Origin of the sequence: Mycobacterium sp. SMC-16 (assembly GCF_046250085.1) — a bacterium.
GTDB classification, from domain to species: Bacteria; Actinomycetota; Actinomycetes; order Mycobacteriales; family Mycobacteriaceae; genus Mycobacterium; species Mycobacterium phocaicum.
Map to the genome: position 1 here is coordinate 1,248,628 of NZ_CP176427.1, position 17,562 is coordinate 1,266,189.

The 17,562-nt window shown below is 68.1% G+C and carries 17 protein-coding genes; 8 read left to right on the forward strand and 9 right to left on the reverse strand.

Features of this window, described 5'->3' with window-relative positions:
• On the reverse strand, positions 1 to 1,170 hold the full coding sequence (gene glgA, locus ACJEIK_RS06145) for a glycogen synthase (protein ID WP_409431195.1): 1,170 nt from the start codon (positions 1,168 to 1,170) through the stop codon (positions 1 to 3).
• Between the two features lie 77 nt (positions 1,171 to 1,247).
• Here glgA and glgC point away from each other — a divergent pair, with 77 nt between their 5' ends.
• Positions 1,248 to 2,462: a glucose-1-phosphate adenylyltransferase gene (gene glgC / locus ACJEIK_RS06150; RefSeq protein ID WP_061010717.1), complete on the forward strand. Its 1,215-nt coding sequence runs from the start codon at positions 1,248 to 1,250 to the stop codon at positions 2,460 to 2,462.
• Here the strand turns inward: glgC and ACJEIK_RS06155 are convergent.
• The 6 genes from ACJEIK_RS06155 to ACJEIK_RS06180 form a co-directional block, all read right to left on the reverse strand.
• Positions 2,459 to 3,052, reverse strand: coding sequence for a DUF4126 domain-containing protein (locus tag ACJEIK_RS06155; RefSeq protein WP_406775606.1), 594 nt, complete (start codon positions 3,050 to 3,052; stop codon positions 2,459 to 2,461). The genes glgC and ACJEIK_RS06155 overlap by 4 nt on opposite strands.
• A gap of 72 nt (positions 3,053 to 3,124) precedes the next feature.
• Positions 3,125 to 3,799, reverse strand: coding sequence for a methyltransferase family protein (locus tag ACJEIK_RS06160; protein WP_406775607.1), 675 nt, complete (start codon positions 3,797 to 3,799; stop codon positions 3,125 to 3,127).
• Positions 3,800 to 3,807: 8 nt separating this feature from the next.
• Positions 3,808 to 5,445 carry an ABC transporter permease gene (locus tag ACJEIK_RS06165; RefSeq protein WP_409431196.1) on the reverse strand — a complete coding sequence of 546 codons (1,638 nt, stop codon included), beginning with the start codon at positions 5,443 to 5,445 and terminating at the stop codon, positions 3,808 to 3,810.
• Entirely contained in the window at positions 5,442 to 6,365 is a 924-nt protein-coding gene (locus ACJEIK_RS06170; protein ID WP_406775609.1) for an ATP-binding cassette domain-containing protein, read from the reverse strand. The genes ACJEIK_RS06165 and ACJEIK_RS06170 overlap by 4 nt, the downstream gene beginning before the upstream one ends.
• The gene (locus ACJEIK_RS06175) at positions 6,362 to 7,015 is read right to left on the reverse strand and encodes a TetR/AcrR family transcriptional regulator (RefSeq protein ID WP_061007091.1); all 654 of its coding nucleotides are present in this window, start codon (positions 7,013 to 7,015) and stop codon (positions 6,362 to 6,364) included. Before ACJEIK_RS06175 ends, ACJEIK_RS06170 begins: the two co-directional genes overlap by 4 nt.
• 406 nt (positions 7,016 to 7,421) lie before the next feature.
• Positions 7,422 to 8,180 (reverse strand): O-methyltransferase, encoded by a 759-nt coding sequence (locus ACJEIK_RS06180; protein ID WP_234789560.1) that lies wholly within the window; start codon positions 8,178 to 8,180, stop codon positions 7,422 to 7,424.
• 237 nt (positions 8,181 to 8,417) lie between these two features.
• Between ACJEIK_RS06180 and sigE the strand changes: the two genes are divergently transcribed.
• The 4 genes from sigE (at position 8,418) to tatB (ending at position 11,755) form a co-directional block, all read left to right on the forward strand.
• On the forward strand, positions 8,418 to 9,251 hold the full coding sequence (gene sigE / locus ACJEIK_RS06185; protein ID WP_082762086.1) for an RNA polymerase sigma factor SigE: 834 nt from the start codon (positions 8,418 to 8,420) through the stop codon (positions 9,249 to 9,251).
• A 90-nt stretch (positions 9,252 to 9,341) separates the two neighbouring features.
• Complete coding sequence (gene rseA / locus ACJEIK_RS06190; protein WP_061007153.1) at positions 9,342 to 9,749, forward strand: anti-sigma E factor RseA; 408 nt, start codon at positions 9,342 to 9,344, stop codon at positions 9,747 to 9,749.
• Positions 9,750 to 9,833: 84 nt separating this feature from the next.
• Positions 9,834 to 11,327: a S1C family serine protease gene (locus tag ACJEIK_RS06195; RefSeq protein ID WP_409431197.1), complete on the forward strand. Its 1,494-nt coding sequence runs from the start codon at positions 9,834 to 9,836 to the stop codon at positions 11,325 to 11,327.
• Positions 11,327 to 11,755: a Sec-independent protein translocase protein TatB gene (tatB, locus tag ACJEIK_RS06200; RefSeq protein ID WP_061007151.1), complete on the forward strand. Its 429-nt coding sequence runs from the start codon at positions 11,327 to 11,329 to the stop codon at positions 11,753 to 11,755. Before ACJEIK_RS06195 ends, tatB begins: the two co-directional genes overlap by 1 nt.
• A 5-nt stretch (positions 11,756 to 11,760) precedes the next feature.
• Here tatB and ACJEIK_RS06205 read toward each other — a convergent pair whose 3' ends face one another.
• Positions 11,761 to 12,468 (reverse strand): TetR/AcrR family transcriptional regulator, encoded by a 708-nt coding sequence (locus tag ACJEIK_RS06205; protein ID WP_082934543.1) that lies wholly within the window; start codon positions 12,466 to 12,468, stop codon positions 11,761 to 11,763.
• A 143-nt stretch (positions 12,469 to 12,611) separates the two neighbouring features.
• Between ACJEIK_RS06205 and ACJEIK_RS06210 the strand changes: the two genes are divergently transcribed.
• The 3 genes from ACJEIK_RS06210 (at position 12,612) to ACJEIK_RS06220 (ending at position 16,525) form a co-directional block, all read left to right on the forward strand.
• Positions 12,612 to 13,697, forward strand: a complete 1,086-nt coding sequence (locus ACJEIK_RS06210; RefSeq protein ID WP_064857796.1) for an oxygenase MpaB family protein — start codon at positions 12,612 to 12,614, stop codon at positions 13,695 to 13,697.
• Positions 13,698 to 13,738: 41 nt separating this feature from the next.
• Positions 13,739 to 15,430: an aldehyde dehydrogenase family protein gene (locus tag ACJEIK_RS06215; protein WP_409431198.1), complete on the forward strand. Its 1,692-nt coding sequence runs from the start codon at positions 13,739 to 13,741 to the stop codon at positions 15,428 to 15,430.
• Between the two features lie 183 nt (positions 15,431 to 15,613).
• Positions 15,614 to 16,525, forward strand: a complete 912-nt coding sequence (locus ACJEIK_RS06220) for an acyl-ACP desaturase (RefSeq protein WP_409431199.1) — start codon at positions 15,614 to 15,616, stop codon at positions 16,523 to 16,525.
• A 3-nt stretch (positions 16,526 to 16,528) separates the two neighbouring features.
• Here the strand turns inward: ACJEIK_RS06220 and ACJEIK_RS06225 are convergent, their stop codons facing one another.
• Positions 16,529 to 17,533 (reverse strand): beta-ketoacyl-ACP synthase III, encoded by a 1,005-nt coding sequence (locus ACJEIK_RS06225; RefSeq protein WP_212812625.1) that lies wholly within the window; start codon positions 17,531 to 17,533, stop codon positions 16,529 to 16,531.
• Positions 17,534 to 17,562: the final 29 nt, after the last annotated feature.

A 17,562-nucleotide genomic window follows, 5' to 3' on the forward strand; every position in this document is an offset into this window, starting at 1 on the left:
TCAGCCGCAGACGCTCCGATAGATGTCGAGCGTCTGCTGGGCGACCTGCATCCAGGAGAACTCCTCGATGCACCGCCGACGGCCGGCCTGCCCGAATGTGCGGGCCTGTTCCGGGTTCCGGACCACCGCGTTGACCGCGTCCGCGAGCCCTGTCTCAAACCCCACCGCGTCCTCGGCGTCGTAGTGCACCAGTAATCCGGTGGTGCCGTCGTCGACCACCTCGGGAATGCCGCCGACGTCCGAGGCGACCACGGCGGTGCCGCACGCCATGGCTTCGAGGTTGACGATGCCGAGCGGCTCGTAGACCGAGGGGCAGACGAAAACTGTTGCCGTCGCCAGGATTTCCCGGATCTTCTCGAGCGGCAGCATCTCCTGGATCCAGTGCACTCCGGCGCGCGTCGCGCTGAGCTCTTTCACCGCGGCCGCCACCTCGGCGGCGATCTCCGGGGTGTCGGGCGCGCCCGCACACAACACCAGCTGCACATCGGGGTCGAACCGGTGGGCCGCCGCGATGAGGTGGCCGACGCCCTTCTGCCGGGTGATCCGCCCGACGAACGCCGCGATCGGCCGGTCCGGATCGATCCCGAGGTCGACCAGGGTCTGGCCTGCCTCGACGGGGTACCAGTCGTCGGTGTCGATCCCGTTGCGCACCACGTGCACTCGCGCGGGGTCCAGTTGCGGGTAGGTGGCCAGGACGTCGGCCCGCATGCCCACGCTGACCGCGATGACGGCGTCGGCCGCTTCGATCGCCGTGCGCTCGACCCACGAGGAGATGCGGTAGCCGCCACCGAGTTGCTCGGCCTTCCACGGCCGCCGCGGCTCCAGCGAGTGCGCCGTCAGCACGTGCGGGATGCCGTGCAGCAGCGCCGTGAGGTGCCCGGCCATCCCGGTGTACCAGGTGTGCGAATGCACCACATCCGGCATGGCGGCCGGACCGGCGAACGCGTTGTTGACCATCGCCAGGTCCGCCGACAGCGTCGTCAGGGCCGCGTTGGCCCCGGCGAGCAGCGGATCGGGCTGGGCCACGAAGGCGTCCCGCCGGTGCACGCCCATGCAGTGGACGTCGACGTCGCACAGCTTCGTGAGCTGGCCGACGAGTTCGGTCACATGCACGCCCGCGCCGCCGTAAACCTCCGGTGGATACTCCCGCGTCATCATCGCCACCCGCATGTCGATGACGTTAACGCGTGCGGCGGGTTGGGGCGTATGTCTGGCCGCTTCGGTTGGTGGCTACTAGGTTTGGTGGCATGAGGGAACAGCCGCAGGTGCTGGGAATCGTCTTGGCCGGCGGTGAGGGCAAACGGTTGTATCCGCTGACGGCGGACCGCGCCAAGCCCGCCGTTCCGTTCGGCGGCGCCTACCGACTGATCGATTTCGTCCTGTCCAACCTGGTCAACGCCCGATACCTGCGGATTTGCGTTCTGACGCAATACAAGTCGCACTCACTGGACCGGCACATCTCGCAGAACTGGCGGCTGTCGGGTCTGGCGGGCGAGTACATCACCCCGGTCCCGGCGCAGCAGCGGCTGGGCCCGCGCTGGTACACCGGCTCGGCCGACGCCATCTATCAGTCGATGAACCTCATCTACGACGAGGACCCGGACTACATCGTGGTTTTCGGCGCCGACCACGTGTACCGCATGGACCCCGAGCAGATGGTGCGGTTCCACATCGAGAGCGGAGCGGGCGCGACGGTCGCGGGCATCCGGGTGCCGCGGGCTGAGGCGTCGGCGTTCGGCTGCATCGACGCCGACGAGTCGGGCCGCATCCGCAGCTTCATCGAGAAGCCGTCCGATCCGCCGGGCACGCCCGACGACCCGGAGCAGACGTTCGTCTCCATGGGCAACTACGTGTTCACCACCAAGGCGCTCATCGATGCCATCCGGGTGGACGCCGAGAACCACGACTCCGACCACGACATGGGCGGCAACATCATCCCGCAGATGGTCGCCGACGGGATGGCGGCCGTCTACGACTTCAACGACAACGAGGTCCCCGGCGCCACCGAGCGCGACCACGGCTACTGGCGTGACGTCGGGACGCTGGACGCGTTCTACGACGCCCACATGGATCTGGTGTCGGTGCACCCGGTGTTCAACCTCTACAACCGGCGCTGGCCCATCCTGGGGGAGTCGGAGCATCTGGCCCCCGCCAAGTTCGTCAACGGCGGTTCGGCGCAGGAATCGGTCGTCGGCGCGGGCAGCATCATCTCGGCTGCGTCCGTGCGCAATTCGGTGCTGTCGTCCAACGTCGTGATCGACGACGGCGCCATCGTCGAGGGCAGCGTGATCATGCCGGGTGCGCGCGTCGGTCGCGGCGCCGTGGTGCGGCACGCCATCCTGGACAAGAACGTCGTCGTCGGCCCCGGCGAGATGGTCGGCGTGGACCTGGAGAAGGACCGCGAACGCTTCTCGGTCAGTGCCGGCGGCGTGGTCGCGGTCGGTAAGGGCGTCTGGATCTAGACGGTCGCGTCGGTCGTGCTCCGGCGCCTTCTACGCCGCAGCAGCGCCACCGCCGCCCAGATCAGCAGCGCCAGCGCGACCAGAACCAGCACCGGCAGCACGATCGCGACGATCACCAGGCCGACACTGGCCACGTCTTCCACGGTGCTCAGCACGGGCGCCGCGAGCTCGCCGGTGGCGACGTTCGCGACGGGCCGCACCGTCGACTTGGTCAGCGACACCACGAGTGCGGTGACCGCCCCGATCACCACGGGAATCCACTGGCCGGAACTGGCGAACGCGCCCGGATCGGTGACCGCGGCGGTCTGTGCCGCGGTGCCGGAGCCGAAGACGATGCCGCCGGAGGTCGGCCGCACGAACGTCTGGATGGTGTCGTTGACGCTGTCGAGTGCGGGCACCTTGTCGGCGACGATCTCGACCACCAACAGCACGGCCACGATGCCGATCACCCAGCCGTTGGTCAACCACGCCCACGGGTGCGGTAGCTCCACGAGGTTGGTGAAGCGTCCCAGTAGGCCCATCGCCAGCAGGGGGATGTAGGCGTTGAGGCCCGACGCGGTGGCCAGACCGAGCCCGGTGAACAGTTCCACCCGTTCAGTCTCCGCGATTTGTGCACGATTTCCCGCGCTGTCCGCGGATTTTCGTGCACAAATCGCTCGGTGTCACCAGACGTAGGGGACCAACCGGTAGCGCACCTTGCGGGTGTAGTCGAGATAGCCGGGCAACTCGGTGCGCAGCATCTTCTCCTCGTCGAAGATTCGGGCCATGAGCGCCGGGGCAGCGACGAGCACCGGGACCAGCCCCCAGTAGGAGCCCAGTGCCAGCGGGGTCGCGAGCATCATGATGAGGGCGCAGATGTACATCGGGTGCCGCACGATCCCGTACAGACCCGTCGAGATGACAGGCTGATCGGCCTCCACGGAGATACTCGCGCCGGCGAAGTTGTTCTGGATGACGACCCACTGGGCCGCGACCAGGGACACCCCCACGACGACGTTGCCCAGGACCACGACCGCCGTGGGCACGTGGGTCCAGCCGAAGCGCCAGTCGAGGGCGCTGACCACACCGGTCCCGACCACCGACGCGAGGATCGCCCAGATGGCCACCTTCTGCACCGGTCGGGTCTCGGCCTTCGGGCCGCCGTGCATCCGTCGCGCCAGCGCCTCGGGATGCTTGACGGCCAGGTACATGCTCGGGCCCATGGTGGCGACCATGAAGACCGCGATGAAAACCCAGGCCTGCCAATAGTGGATGGTGCCGGCCGGCACGCACAGCAACACCGCGAAGAAGACGATGCCCCCAGCCGCCGAGGCGAGTGCCTGCAGAGCGAGTTTCATGATTTCTCCTACCGTAGATCCCGGCGCCGGAAAGCCAAGGCGCCCAAGATGATCAGAGTTGCGTCCAGAACCAGCAGCCACACCAGTGGCGTCGCGGTGAAGCTGCCCGACCCGACCCGCGGGATGTGGCTGAACGGATCGAGGTCCAGCACCCAGTGCGGTGAATTCGCCAGCGAACCAAGCAGATACACCGCGATGAAGCCGACCAGGGCGCCCCACGCCACCGGGGCGAACCGCGGCACCGCCCCGAACAACACTGTCGTCACCGCGATCAGGAGCCAGATGGCGGGCAGTTGCACCGCTGCCGAACCCAGCACCAGGGGCAGTTTGCCGCTGATGTCGCCGGCCGCGGCGCCGTAGGTCACGCCGGCCAGCAGCCCGGACGTCAGCATCGCGACGGTGGTGCCGGCCAGCGCGATCGCCAGATAGCCCGTCAGCCAACGGATCCGGCTCACCGCTCCGGCGAGCAGTGTCTCGGCACGCTGGCCGGTCTCCTCCTGATGGGGCCGCAGGGCCAGGGAGACCGCGAACGCGGCGGCGACCATGCCGAGCATGTTGAAGGCGATCCCCATGAAGGCCTCCTCCAGTGCGCTGGTACCGCCGAGGCGCGTGATGATGTCGCGGGCCGAGTCGCTGCCGCCCAGCTCGTCGCCGATACCGTGGACGACGCTGCCGACCAGCAGCCCGTACAGCCCGAGCCCGACGGTCCACACCAGCACCGAGCCGCGGGTCAGTCGCCACGCCAATCCTGTTGGGCCACGGAGCATCCCGTTGGCCCGTGGCCGGCCGCGCCGTTCGGCGAACATCCCGGCGCCGACATCGCGACCATTCTGAAGTTGGTACGCCAGTACCACCAGGGCGGCGGTCAGCGTCACGTGCAGGGCCAGCACGCCGAACCGGTCGCCGGCGTACGGGCGGACCAGAAGTGACCAGCCCAGGGGAGATACCCAGGACAGCTCGCTGCCGCTCGCGTCGCCCACTGCCCGTAGCGTGAACGCGGCGCCGAGGACGCCGAAGGCGGTACCGCGTGCGACGCGGGCACTGGCGGAGAGTTGTGCGGCCACGGCCGCGACGGCGGTGAACACCAGCCCGGAGGCCGCCAGCGCGCAACTGAAGGCCAGTGAACCGGTCACGGGCACATCGGTATTCAGCAGTCCGAGGAAGCCGAGCAAGCCGGTGAGCACCGAGCCGCCGCCTGTCAGCAGCAGCGCGGCGGTCAGGCTCGCGTTGCGGCCGACGGCCGTCGAGTCGATCAACTCGGTGCGTCCGGCCTCTTCGTCGGCGCGGGTGTGCCGGATCATCGTCAGGATGACGGCGACGGCGATCAGCACGTGGAACATGCCGGCTTTCCAGATGCCGGCCGCGCCCAGGCTGTCGTTGTAGATGTTGCCGTAGATCGCGCGCTGGGCCGGGCTGGCCATGATGCTCGCGGCGAATCCGGCGCGGGCCGCCGCGGTGGGGTAGACGGCCTCGATGCTGCCGATGTACACCGTCGACAGTGGCAGGGACAGCAGCAGCACCCAGAGCGGCAGCACGATGCGGTCGGTGCGCAGGTAAAGACGAAGCAGCCCAAGGGTTCCGGTGAAGCTGGATGCCCCGGCGGCGGGCCGGGCGGGCCGGGCCGGGCGGTCCACGGCGGCGGTCATGCCCGCACCTGCTCGGATTCGCGGCGGCTCCGGCCGTTGTCGTAGTGCCGCAGGAACAGGTCTTCGAGGGTGGGTGGCTGGCTCACCAGTGAGCGCACGCCGGCATCGCCGAGTGCCTTGATGACGGCGCCGAGGCTCTCCGATTCGACGCGCGCCGTGAGCGTCCGGCCGTCGAAGAAGATGTCGGAAACCCCTGGGAGATGGTCGATCCGGCCCGGGTTGTTGATCATGTCGGCTTTGATGGTGGTGCTCGACAGGTGCCGCATCGACTCCAGCGTCCCGGTCTCGACGGTCCGGCCGGCGCGGATGATCGTCACCCGCTGGCACAGTCGCTCGGTCTCGGCCAGGATGTGGCTCGACAGCAGGACGGTGGTGCCGCGGCCGGCGGCCTCGGCGACGCACTGCTGGAAGATGTTCTCCATCAACGGATCCAGGCCGCTGCTGGGCTCGTCGAGCAGCAACAGGTCGGCGTTCGAGGCAAACGCGGACACCAGCGAGACCTTCTGCCGGTTGCCCTTCGAGTAGGTGCGGGTCTTCTTGGTGGGGTCCAGGTCGAACCGCTCGGTGAGCTCGGCGCGGCGCTTTTCGTCGATGCCGCCGCGCATCCGGGCCAGCAGGTCGATGGTCTCGCCGCCGGTCAGCGTCGGCCACAACGTGACATCGCCCGGCACATAGGCGATGTGGCGATGCAAGGCCACGGAGTCGGTCCAGGGGTCGCCGCCGAGGAGGCGGACCGAGCCGGCGTCGGCGCGGACGAGCCCGAGCAGGATGCGGATCGTCGTCGACTTGCCCGCGCCGTTGGGCCCCAGGAAGCCGTGCACCTCGCCCCGTTCGACCCTCAGGTTGAGTCCGTCGAGTGCCCGGACCGCCCCGAAGTTCTTTGTCAGGGTGTCGATTTCGATGGCGGCGTTCACATTCACTCCTCAGTGGTGGTGACGATGGGTTGGCCTGCTTCGCGCTGCGCCAGGAATGCTTCGTACATGGTTGGGTCGGCCATCAGGCCGTTGGTGTAGAGCTCGAGCGAGGGCAGCAGCATGTCCTGCGCGTAGTCGTGCAGCACCTGGCGGAAATCTGTCGGGTTGGGGTGCAGCTGGATGTAGGTCAGGAGCGCACCACCGCTCGTCAGAGCCAGGAACCGGGCGCGGGCCTTGGGATCGCGGCTGGGCTTGAGAGTCCCGGCGCGCACACCCTCTTCGAGGTAGCCCTCGGCGTTGTCGATCATGCTCTGCCACAGCGACTTCGCGAGGTCGCCGCCGGTCTGCAGGGCCTGCATCAGATAGGCGGTCATGGGCGCGAAGGATTCGATCTCGGCGAGCTGCGCGAACCACGCGCTCGGGCTGGCGTTCTGCATCGACTCGGTTTTAGCGGCCCGAACCGTTTCGATGACGTAGGCGTCGCAGGCTTCGCGCAGCTTCTCCTTCGAGCCGAAATGGTGGATCACCAATGCCGCGCTGACCCCGGCGGCCGTGGCGATGCTGCGGACGCTGGCCGAGAAGCCGTGCTGGCCGAACTGTTCGATCGCCGCGTCGCGGATTCGGGCGACGGTGGTGAGGTCCTCGACTGAACGCATGTTTAGTACGTTAAACACGCGTTCAGTCGGGCGTCAAGGATCTGACCGTCAAGAGCCCGTAAAGATTCAGCCGCGGACCGTTGACTCTGCAGCGTGGGCGCGGGTTACTCGACCTTTTGCGCCCTGGGTGCAGGGTCAATGGGATTCGCGGTGTGCCCACTGTTGACTCTGCGGTGTGGGCGCGGGTTACTCGACTTTTTGTGCCCTGCGTGCAGGGTCAGCGGGATTCGCGGTGTGCCCACCGTTGACTCTGCGGTGTGGGCGCGGGTTACTCGGCTTTCTACGCCCTGGGTGCAGGGTCAAGGCGATTCCCGGTGTGCCCACTGTTGACTCTGTGGTGTGGGCGCGGGTTACTCGACTTTTTGCGCCCTGAGTACAGGGTCAACGCGGCCGACGCGCAGTGGCGTCAGTCGCGGACCGCGGCCAAGAGCCCGTCGCCGAGCGGGACGAGGACCGGGGTGAGCCGCTCGTCCTCGGCGATGGCACGGGTGGCCTCGCGCACCGCCGTCACGTCGCGGTCGTTGGCGGCTGCGTCGCCGGCGCGACCGCCGAGCGCCGCGCGGTGCACCACGATCACGCCGCCCGATCGCAGCAGGCGGACGCCCTCGGCGACGAACTGCGGCTGATCGGCGGGCTCGCCGTCGATGAACACCAGGTCGTAGGACTCGTCGGCCAGCCGGGTCAGGACTTCCTGCGCGCGGCCCACGATCAGCCGGGTCCGGGACGGTCCGACGCCCGCGGCGACGAACGCCTGCTTGGCCAGCCGCTGATGCTCGGGCTCGACGTCGATGGTGGTCAGCACGCCGTCCTCACGCATGCCGGACAGCAGCCACAACCCGCTGACGCCGGCGCCCGTGCCGACCTCGACGACGGCCTTGGCCGATGCGATCTTCGCCAGCACGCTCAGCAGTGCGCCCACGGCCGGGGTGACGGGGTTGGCTCCGCTCTCCTCGGCGCGCTCCCGGGTCGCCGCGGTGATCGGCTCCTCGGTGATGGACCGCTCGGCGTGCTTGACGATGGCCTCGGCCGTGCTCGGCTTGGGTGCAGCGGCCGGTGCGGCAGCGACGGGCTGGGCCGGCGCCTGGGCGGGTGCCGCTGGAGCCGGCTGTGCCGGATCAGGCTGGTTGCTGCCGGCCGAAACCGTCGGGTCATCGGTGCTGGACATGTGCGCAGCGTAACGAACGCCCAGCACGCCGCCGGTCAGTACACGCGCAATAGGTCGGTGGTCTCAGCCGGCCGCGGAACGATCCTGAGCGACGGCGCGCCACGCCCGGGGTGCAAGGTTAAGTTTTGGCGAACATATAACGGGTATTCGCAGGTCATGGAGCTGGCGCGGGGTTTCTCAGGAAAAGTTCAGTTTGCTCATACATCAACCTCACCAGGGTGGGGAACCGTAATCGCCATGCACGCGAGTGTGAACGATCTGCAAGCCGATTCCGGACTCCGGCAGTCGCCGGACATTCGCGGGATCGGGAATATCGGACTCCAGGTACCGGTTTCTGCTGATGCGTCATGTGTCGACGACGCGGAACCTACGGAACTGGAGATTGCCACGACCGCCATGCCGGCCCCCACAAAGCTTGCCCCGACCCACATGTCCCATGTCCCGGTCGCCGAAGCCGAGCTGGATTGGGCTGAAGTCAGCGACGAATTGACCGGCACCGCCGTCTTCGATGCCACTGGCGATGTGGCCACCATGCCGTCGTGGGACGAGCTGGTCCGTCAGCACGCCGACCGCGTGTACCGGCTGGCCTACCGCTTGTCGGGTAACCCGCAGGACGCCGAAGACCTCACCCAGGAGACGTTCATCCGGGTGTTCCGCTCGGTGCAGAACTACCAGCCCGGCACGTTCGAAGGCTGGTTGCACCGCATCACCACCAACCTGTTCCTGGACATGGTCCGTCGCCGCACCCGTATCCGCATGGAGGCGCTGCCGGAGGACTACGACCGGGTGCCTGCCGACGACCCGAACCCCGAGGAGCTGTACCACGATTCGCGGCTCGGGCCGGACCTGCAGGCCGCACTCGACTCGCTGCCCCCGGAGTTCCGTGCCGCTGTGGTGCTGTGTGACATCGAAGGCCTGTCGTACGAGGAGATCGGCGCGACGCTGGACGTCAAGCTCGGCACCGTGCGCAGCCGCATCCACCGTGGCCGGCAGGCCCTGCGCGAGTACCTCGCCAGCCATCCGGGTGACTACTCCGAGGCGGCCGCGGCCATCTCCGCCAAGTCCGCCTGAGCGTTGTGACGTATCCGTCCCAGGTTGTCGCGCTACATTCAGTAGTAACGGCAACACGGACGAAGGCGTGGCGCGGAGAGGAGCTCGGTGATGGTCGACCGGGGACAGTTGTTCCGTCGTGCGTTCTCCTGGCTGCCCGCGCAGTTCGCCTCGCAGACCGACGGCCCCGTCGGCCCACGGCGCTTCGGGTCCACGGAGCACCTGGCCATCGAGGCTATCGCCGCATTCGTCGACGGTGAGCTGCAGATGGGTGCGCACCTGCGCGCGGCCCATCACCTGTCCCAGTGCCCGGATTGCGCCGCCGAGGTGGACGCGCAGGGTCAGGCCCGGAGCGCATTGCGCGATTCCTGCCCGATCATCGCGCCCACGTCCTTGCTGGGCGCCTTGGCGAACATCCCGAACGACACATCGACGCAGTTCGCGGATATCCAGGCGTCCGGGATCGAAGACCGGGACTTTGCCGATCGGCCGCCGCGGGAACGTCGTCGTCGCCGGTAGGGTTGAGCCTGAATTTTGAGTGACCGCCACGCCCGCTCAGGCGGGTCGGGCAGACAGAGCCAGTAGATGGGGAGTGCAACACCGGTGACGAATCAGGACATGTCCGGCGATCGCCCCCGTCTGGCTCCGCGTCCGGTGACGCGCACCCCGGTCGACCCCGCGTCGCAGCGCGCGTTCGGCCGGCCCGAGGGCTTCACCGGTTCCTTCCTCGCCGAGGACCAGATTCGTAACCAGGGGGAGTACACCCCCACCAATCAGGCGCCCGATCCCGTGCTCGCCGAAGCCTTCGGCCGGCCCGGTGGTGGCGTCGATTCGCTGCAGCGCCATCCCGCCGATGCCGGCGCGTTGGAGGCCGAGGGCAAGGACGACGACGAGGCCGTCGCCGACCCGTGGCGTGATCCGTCGGCCGCGCCGTGGCTCGGCACCCCCGCGCTGCCCCCGCCGCCTCCGGTGGTGGTGGCCGCTCCCGTCGGCAAGCTCGGCGTGCGCGACGTGCTGTTCGGCCGCAAGGTCTCGATGACGGCCCTCGCGGTGCTGGCCCTGCTGTCGTTGGTCATCGGCATTCTCGGTGGCGTCGTCGGACGCAAGACCGCCGAGGTGGTCGAGGCCTTCACCACGTCCAAGGTCACCTTGAAGACCAGTGACGGCGGCGACCTGCCCGAGGGTCGGTTCGCGAAAGTCGCTGCCGCCGTGGCTGATTCGGTGGTCACCATCGAGGCGATGGGCGATACCGACGGATCGCAGGGCTCCGGCGTCGTCGTCGACGGCCGCGGCTACGTCGTCACCAACAACCACGTCATCTCCGACGCGGCCAAGAACCCCAGCCAGTACCACATCTCGGTGGTGTTCAACGACGGCAAGCAGGTGCCGGCCAACCTCGTCGGCCGGGACCCCAAGACCGACCTCGCGGTGCTGAAGGTCGACAACGTCGACAACCTGACCGTCGCGAAGTTCGGTGATGCAGAGAAGGTCAAGGTCGGTGACGAGGTCATTGCGGCCGGCGCCCCGCTGGGCCTGCGCAGCACCGTCACGCACGGCATCATCAGCGCGCTGCATCGCCCCGTGCCGCTGTCCGGCGAAGGGTCCGACACCGACACCGTCATCGACGGCATCCAGACCGACGCCTCGATCAACCACGGCAACTCGGGCGGCCCGCTGATCAACATGAACTCCGAGGTCATCGGCATCAACACGGCCGGAAAGTCGTTGTCCGACAGCGCAAGTGGTCTGGGCTTCGCCATCCCCGTGAACGAGGTCAAGGCCACCGTCGAGATCCTGATCAAGGACGGCAAGATCTTCCACCCGACGCTCGGCCTCAACGCCAAGTCGGCCAGCGACAAGGTCGCCTCGGGCGCCCAGGTGGTGAACGTCGTCGCCGGCAGCCCCGCGGAGAAGGGCGGCATCGTCGAGAACGACGTCGTGGTGAAGGTCGGTAACCGCAAGGTCGCCGACGCCGACGAGTTCGTGGTCGCGGTGCGGCAGCTGCAGATCGGTCAGCCGGCGCCCATCGAGGTGATCCGCGACGGCCGGCACGTCACGCTCACCGTCGTGCCCAACGCAGACACCCCGGCCAGCTGATGTTCGGCAACATCGGATGGGGCGAGATGCTCGTGCTGGTCATCGCGGGCCTCGTCATCCTCGGCCCGGAGCGGTTGCCCGGTGCCATCCGATGGACGGCCGGCAGCCTGAAACAGGTTCGGGAGTACCTCAGCGGCGCGACCAGCCAGCTGCGTCAGGACCTCGGGCCGGAATTCGAGGACCTGCGCCAGCCCCTCAGTGAGCTGCAGAAACTGCGCGGCATGACGCCGCGCGCGGCACTGACCAAGCACCTGCTCGACGGTGATGACTCGTTCCTCACCGGCGCCTTCGACACCCCCGCGCCTCCGGATCAGACGAAGCCGCTGACCACGCCCGAGGTCAACGGCATTCCGCCCACCCCGGGCGCCCCCGGGGCCGCCCCGCAGCCGCAGTCGGGGACGACGCAGTTCGACCCCGACGCGACCTGACGCCGCTAGAGATTCAGGGCCGGTAAGCGCGCCGGATCCCGGTAGCGATCCGAGTTCGCGGCGATCTCCGCGGCCGGCGGCAGGATTTCGTCCGCCGCGAGGTAGACGCCGCCCGCGCGCAGTGAGTCGTCGAGCATCAGCCAGATCCAGCGGGTCAGATCGGCAACCAGCGCGTCCTGCGTGTCGCGCAGCGGCTGCTCGAGCCAGTGCCCCGCGGCGGTCTCGACGAGGCCGACGATGCTGTACGACAACCGCTCGGCGTCGGCCCGCACGTCGAAGGCCGCCACGTACACCTTGAGTACCGCGGTCAGCAGGTTGGCGATGGTGATCTTGATGTCGGCGAAGGCGTTGAAGCCCTCGTCGATCGAGCATCGCTGCAGGTAGCGGTACAGATTGGGGTGCTGGGTCAGGAAGTGGACGTGCGCGCTCACGCCGGCCTTGACGATCTGCGCCATGCTGCCCTCGGGTTGCCACACCGGCGCGAGTTCGGCCGTGATCATCTGGGCGGTCCGGTGCGCGACCTCGCGTTGCAGGTCGGCGGCGTCGACGAAGTGCCGGTACAGCTTGGTGCGGCTGACGCCCACATGCGCGGCGATCTGTTCGGTCGACGTCTGGGGCCCGTGTTGCTCGATCACGACGAGGGCAGCGTCGATGAACTCAGCGCGCCTGCGCTCGCGTTGTCCGGCCCAGCGACCGGTGGTGGCACTCGCCATGGCTCCTTGTTTACCTCATGTACCTGGTCGGGAGTTACCTGATGCAGCCAATCGGTGGGAGTCTAGCTATCTAGTGGTACGTGCCGTACCATTTAGCGCACCGCGCCAGTGGGTGGCGCCTTCATGTTCAAAGGGGAACGACGATGGATGCTGTCGCCACTTTTCGCCGCGTCGCCGGGCTACCGGTCACGGACACAGAGCTGACGCCCGCGGTCGACTACGGCTTCTTCGGACCCGACTCCGTCACCTGGCGGGTGTGGAGCTACCCGACGTCGCTGCTGCTGGGCTTCGCCCGCGCCGTGACCATCGAGCACCTCGACCCGTACCTCGCCGCCGCCGTGGACGCCAGCGGCCAGGTGTACGCCCGCACCCGGCTGCGCTACGACCGCACCATGCAGTACTTCGCGCTGGTGGCCTTCGGTGACGCCGAGGCCGTGCTGGACGCTTCGGAGATCCTGGTCAAGATTCACGGCAAGGCCATCGGAACGGAGCCGATCACCGGCAAGCCGTTCGACGCCAACGACCCGTACTCGCAGCTGTGGATCCACCTGACCGCGTGGCACTCGATCCTCTACACCTACGAGATGTTCGGCCCCGGCAAGCTGACCGAGGCCGAGGAACTGCAGTACTGGGAAGAGTGCGCGCGGGCCGCGGAATTCCAGACGATCAACCCCGACGACGTGCCGCGCACGCGGGAGGGCATCCAGCAGTACTTCGAGCAGTACCGGCCGCAGATGGCCGGCTCCGAGGTGGCCCAGAACATGATGAACTACCTCGTCGACCTGGGCTATCACATCCTGCCCGAGCGGGTGCCGAGCTGGATGCGCCGCGTGTTCAACTGGCCGATGCGCCGGGCCATCATCGCGACCATGCCGAAGTGGATGCGCACCCTCGGTGGTATCCCGCAGAACTACTCTGACGACTTCGTCGCCAAGCTCATCGCGCGGCCGCTCCTGCGCGCGGTGGCGAGCGTCCCGCGCCTGGAACTGGCGATCCTGGACTTCACCACGCCGCACACCACGCCGATCGTCGGCCCGACGCTGATGAAGATTCCCGCCCAGAACCCCGTCACCTACACCCCGGCCGAGGCGCGGGCGAAGTGGGGCCGGACCACGCCGTTCGAGCAGTACCAGCAGCTCGTCGCCAAGCGGGCGCTCGGCAAGGGCCCCAAGCCGTACGAGCACAACCACAGCGACGCGCTGCTGGAATTCGAAGCGCACGCCGGCTGATTCCGGCCCATACCGACCGCACCACCGGGAGAATTCAGTACATGACGGACATTGCGTACACGGCCCTGGTGGACCAGGCGCTGAATGAGCTCGCCGAAGGCGAGAAGGCCTGGGCGGCAACCTCTCTGGCGCGCCGGCGCGAGATTCTCGACGACGTGCAGCAGTTGGCGGTGCAGCACGGCGCCGAGTGGGTCGAGGCCGCGATCCGGATCAAGCAGCTGAATCCGGAATCGCCGCTGGTCGGTGAGGAGTGGATTTCCGGCCCGTACCCACTGGCCGCCGGGGCGGCGGCGTTGTCGGCGAGCCTGGCCAAACTGGAGGCCGGCAAGAGCCCGCTGGACGGTGCCACGTTCGGCACCGCGGCGGGCCGCACGACGGTTAACGTGTTGCCGCTCAACGTCTTCGACAAGTTGTTGCTGTCGGGATTCAGTGCGCAGGTGTGGCTGCAGCCGGGCGTCAGCCGCGACGAAGCCATCCGGACCGCCGGCCTTGCGCAGCGGGATCCGGGCAAGAGCAACGGGATCGGCGTCGTGCTCGGCGCCGGCAACATCACCTCGATCGCGCCGCTGGACACCGTCTACGAGCTGATCGCCAACAACCGGGTGGTGGCGCTCAAGCTCAACCCGGTCACCGATCCGCTCCTACCGGTGCTGACGAAGGTGCTGGCGCCGTTCATCGCGCTCGGCGCGGTGCGGATCCTCACCGGTGGCGCGGATGTCGGCACCTACCTGGTGCAGCACGACGCGGTGGACCACGTGCACATGACCGGCAGTGCGCTGACGCACGACGCCATCGTCTTCGGTGTCGGGGAAGAGGGCGCCCGGCGCAAGGCAGCCGGCGAACCGATCCTGCACAAGGACATCACCAGCGAGCTCGGCGGGGTGTCGCCGACCATCGTCGTGCCCGGCAAGTGGAGCAAGGCCGATATCGCGTTCCAGGCCAACCACATTGCCACGCAGCGGCTGCACAACAACGGCTACAACTGCGTGGCGTCGCAGGTCGTGGTGCTGTCCTCGAAGTGGGCGCAGCGCGATGAGTTCGTGGCGGCCCTGACCAAGGCCATCGCCGCCGCGCCCAACCGCGCCGCCTACTACCCTGGCTCCGACTCCCGCGTCGCCAGCGCCGAGGCCACGTATCCGAAGGCGCAGCGCCTCGGCGACCGGGTGCTGGTGGTGGATCCCGAGGACCGCACCGCACTGCTCAACACCGAGTACTTCTCGCCGGTTTACGGCGTCGTCGATCTCGACAGTGACGGTGTCGAGTTCGTCCGCGAGGCCACCCGCCTGGCCAACGAGGACTTCGTCGGCACCCTGGGCGTCAACATCGTCGCGGCGCCGGCCACCATCAAGGCGCTGGGCAAGGCGTTCGACGCCATGATCGAGACGTTGCACTACGGCACCGTGGCGGTCAACGCCTGGACCGGCGTCGGCTACCTGACGCCGCACGCCACCTGGGGCGCGTTCCCCGGCCACACGCTGAGCGACGTGCAGAGCGGAATCGGTGTGGTGCACAACGGTTTCCTGCTCGAGAAGCCCGAGCGAACCGTGGTCCGCGGGCCGTTCCGCCCGTCGCCGCGCTCGCTGATCGGGGGAGAGCTGTCGATCTCGCCGAAGCCGCCGTGGTTCGTCAACAACCGCACGGCCGCCTCGACCGGACGGCTGCTCACGGCGTTCACGGGCAAGCCGAGCTGGGCCAAGCTGCCCGCGATCTTCGTCTCGGCGCTGCGGGGCTGATGGGTTTCCCCGGGGGTCGTTGATCAAAGAGCCCGGTCTGTGGTCACGCCACAGGCCGGGCTTTTTCGTGAACTGGTTGTCATGATCTGGCCATCGAACGCTAACCTACGCTACCGTAGGTTACGGTACCGTAGGTTCGTGAAGGTGTGGACCGACGCCGACCACCGATGAAGGGATTGACCCATGGACACCCAGGCCGCAGTGCTGTACGAGCTGGAGCCCGTCGTCGCGCAGAACCTCGACCGGCACCTGAAGATGGCGAAGGAATGGTTCCCGCACGACTACGTGCCGTGGAGCCGCGGGCGGGATTTCGCGTTCCTCGGTGGCGAGGACTGGCAGCCGGAGGATTCGCCGCTGGACCCGGTCGCCAAGACGGCCCTGACCGTCAACCTGCTGACCGAGGACAACCTGCCGTTGTATCACCGCGAGATCGCCACCCGCTTCTCGCGTGACGGCGCCTGGGGCACCTGGATCGGGCAGTGGACGGCCGAGGAAGGTCGCCACAGCATCGCGCTGCGGGACTATCTGGTGGTCACTCGCGGCGTCGATCCCGTCGCCCTGGAGCGGCTGCGCATGGAGCACACCGTCGCCGGCTACGACGCCGGGGATCGCAGCGCGCTGTCGGTGCTGGCCTATGTGTCGTTCCAGGAACTGGCCACGCGCGTCTCGCACCGCAACACCGGCCGGGCCTCGGGCTGCCCGCTGGCCGACCAGCTCCTGGCCCGGATTGCGACCGACGAGAACCTGCACATGGTCTTCTACCGCAACCTGATGGCCGCGGCGCTCGACATCGCCCCGGATGACGCGATGGTCGCCATCCGCGACGAGGTCATCAACTTCGCCATGCCGGGTCTGGGCATGGCCGACTTCGCGAAGAACGCGCTCACCATCGCCAAGGCCGGCATCTACGACCTGCGCATCCATCACGACGACGTGCTGGTGCCGGTGCTGCGCTTCTGGAACATCTTCGAGCGGGGCGATTTCGGACCGGTCGGTGAGCGAGCGCGCGAGGAACTGATCGGGTTCCTGGGCATGCTCGACGAGCGCGCGCGGTTCTACGAGGAGAAGCGCAAACTGGCTGCCGTGGCGGGCTGAGTGCTACCCGGGGAGCCGGATCACCTGGGCGGCGTAGGCCAGGCCCGCGCCGTACCCCAGGAGTAGCGCAACGCTGCCCGGCTTTGCCTCGCCGGTGTCCAGCAGGGTGTACATCGCGAGCGGAATCGAGGCGGCCGACGTGTTGCCGGCATCCTGGATATCTTGGGCGACAACGGTTTCCGGGCTGAGTCCGAGCCCCTTGGTGAGCAGCTCGTTGATCCGGCCGTTGGCCTGATGGGGGATGAACACGTCGATGTCGTCGACCGTCAGGCCGGCAGCAGCGATGGCGCGCTTGCCGACGTCGACCATCTGGAAGGCCGCCCAGCGGAAGACGGTCTGGCCCTCCATGCGCAGGAAAGGCCTTGGGCCGGAGGGGTTCTCGGTGTAGTCGATCCAGCTGAGGTCCTGCACGATGGCGCTGGACTGCTCGCCGTCGCTGCCGGCGACGGTCGGCCCGATGCCCTGCTCCTCGGTCGGTCCGACGACCACCGCGGCGGCGCCGTCGGCGAAGATGAAGGCATTGCTGCGGTCGGTCATGTCGATGGCGTCGGACAGCTTCTCCGAGCCCACCACGAGGATGCGGCCCGCGCTACCGGATCGGATCATGTCGGCGGCCACGCCCAGCGAGTAACCGAATCCCGCACAGCCCGCGGCGATGTCGAACGCCGGAATGCCCTGTGCGCCAATCTCTGTGGCGACCTGAGGACCGCACGGCGGGGTGTTGCGGAAGTTGGTGCTGGTGGCCACGATGACGGCGTCGATGTCCGAGCCGGACAGCTCCGCCGCGGCACAGGCCCGGCGCCCGGCCTCGCACGCCATCGTGACGGCGGACTCGTCGGCACCGGCGAATCGCCGGTTCTTGATACCGGTGCGGGAGTAGATCCACTCGTCCGACGACTCGATGGTCTGACAGATCTCGTCGTTGGTGACGACGCGGCCCGGGCGGTAGGCCGCCACGCTCAGCAGGCCGACGTTCTGTGCGCCGCTGCGCGTATGGATATGTGTCACTTGAGGTTTCCTGTCGGACGAGGGAGGGG

Coding starts and splice junctions, on each gene's coding strand:
- ACJEIK_RS06215 (WP_409431198.1), top strand. CDS start 13,739: ATGACGGACATTGCGTACACGGCCCTGGTGGACCAGGCGCTGAATGAG.
- ACJEIK_RS06210 (WP_064857796.1), top strand. CDS start 12,612: ATGGATGCTGTCGCCACTTTTCGCCGCGTCGCCGGGCTACCGGTCACG.
- ACJEIK_RS06175 (WP_061007091.1), bottom strand. CDS start 7,015: ATGCGTTCAGTCGAGGACCTCACCACCGTCGCCCGAATCCGCGACGCG.
- ACJEIK_RS06220 (WP_409431199.1), top strand. CDS start 15,614: ATGGACACCCAGGCCGCAGTGCTGTACGAGCTGGAGCCCGTCGTCGCG.
- sigE (WP_082762086.1), top strand. CDS start 8,418: ATGCACGCGAGTGTGAACGATCTGCAAGCCGATTCCGGACTCCGGCAG.
- ACJEIK_RS06165 (WP_409431196.1), bottom strand. CDS start 5,445: ATGACCGCCGCCGTGGACCGCCCGGCCCGGCCCGCCCGGCCCGCCGCC.
- tatB (WP_061007151.1), top strand. CDS start 11,327: ATGTTCGGCAACATCGGATGGGGCGAGATGCTCGTGCTGGTCATCGCG.
- ACJEIK_RS06205 (WP_082934543.1), bottom strand. CDS start 12,468: ATGGCGAGTGCCACCACCGGTCGCTGGGCCGGACAACGCGAGCGCAGG.
- glgA (WP_409431195.1), bottom strand. CDS start 1,170: ATGCGGGTGGCGATGATGACGCGGGAGTATCCACCGGAGGTTTACGGC.
- rseA (WP_061007153.1), top strand. CDS start 9,342: ATGGTCGACCGGGGACAGTTGTTCCGTCGTGCGTTCTCCTGGCTGCCC.
- ACJEIK_RS06180 (WP_234789560.1), bottom strand. CDS start 8,180: ATGTCCAGCACCGATGACCCGACGGTTTCGGCCGGCAGCAACCAGCCT.
- ACJEIK_RS06160 (WP_406775607.1), bottom strand. CDS start 3,799: ATGAAACTCGCTCTGCAGGCACTCGCCTCGGCGGCTGGGGGCATCGTC.
- glgC (WP_061010717.1), top strand. CDS start 1,248: ATGAGGGAACAGCCGCAGGTGCTGGGAATCGTCTTGGCCGGCGGTGAG.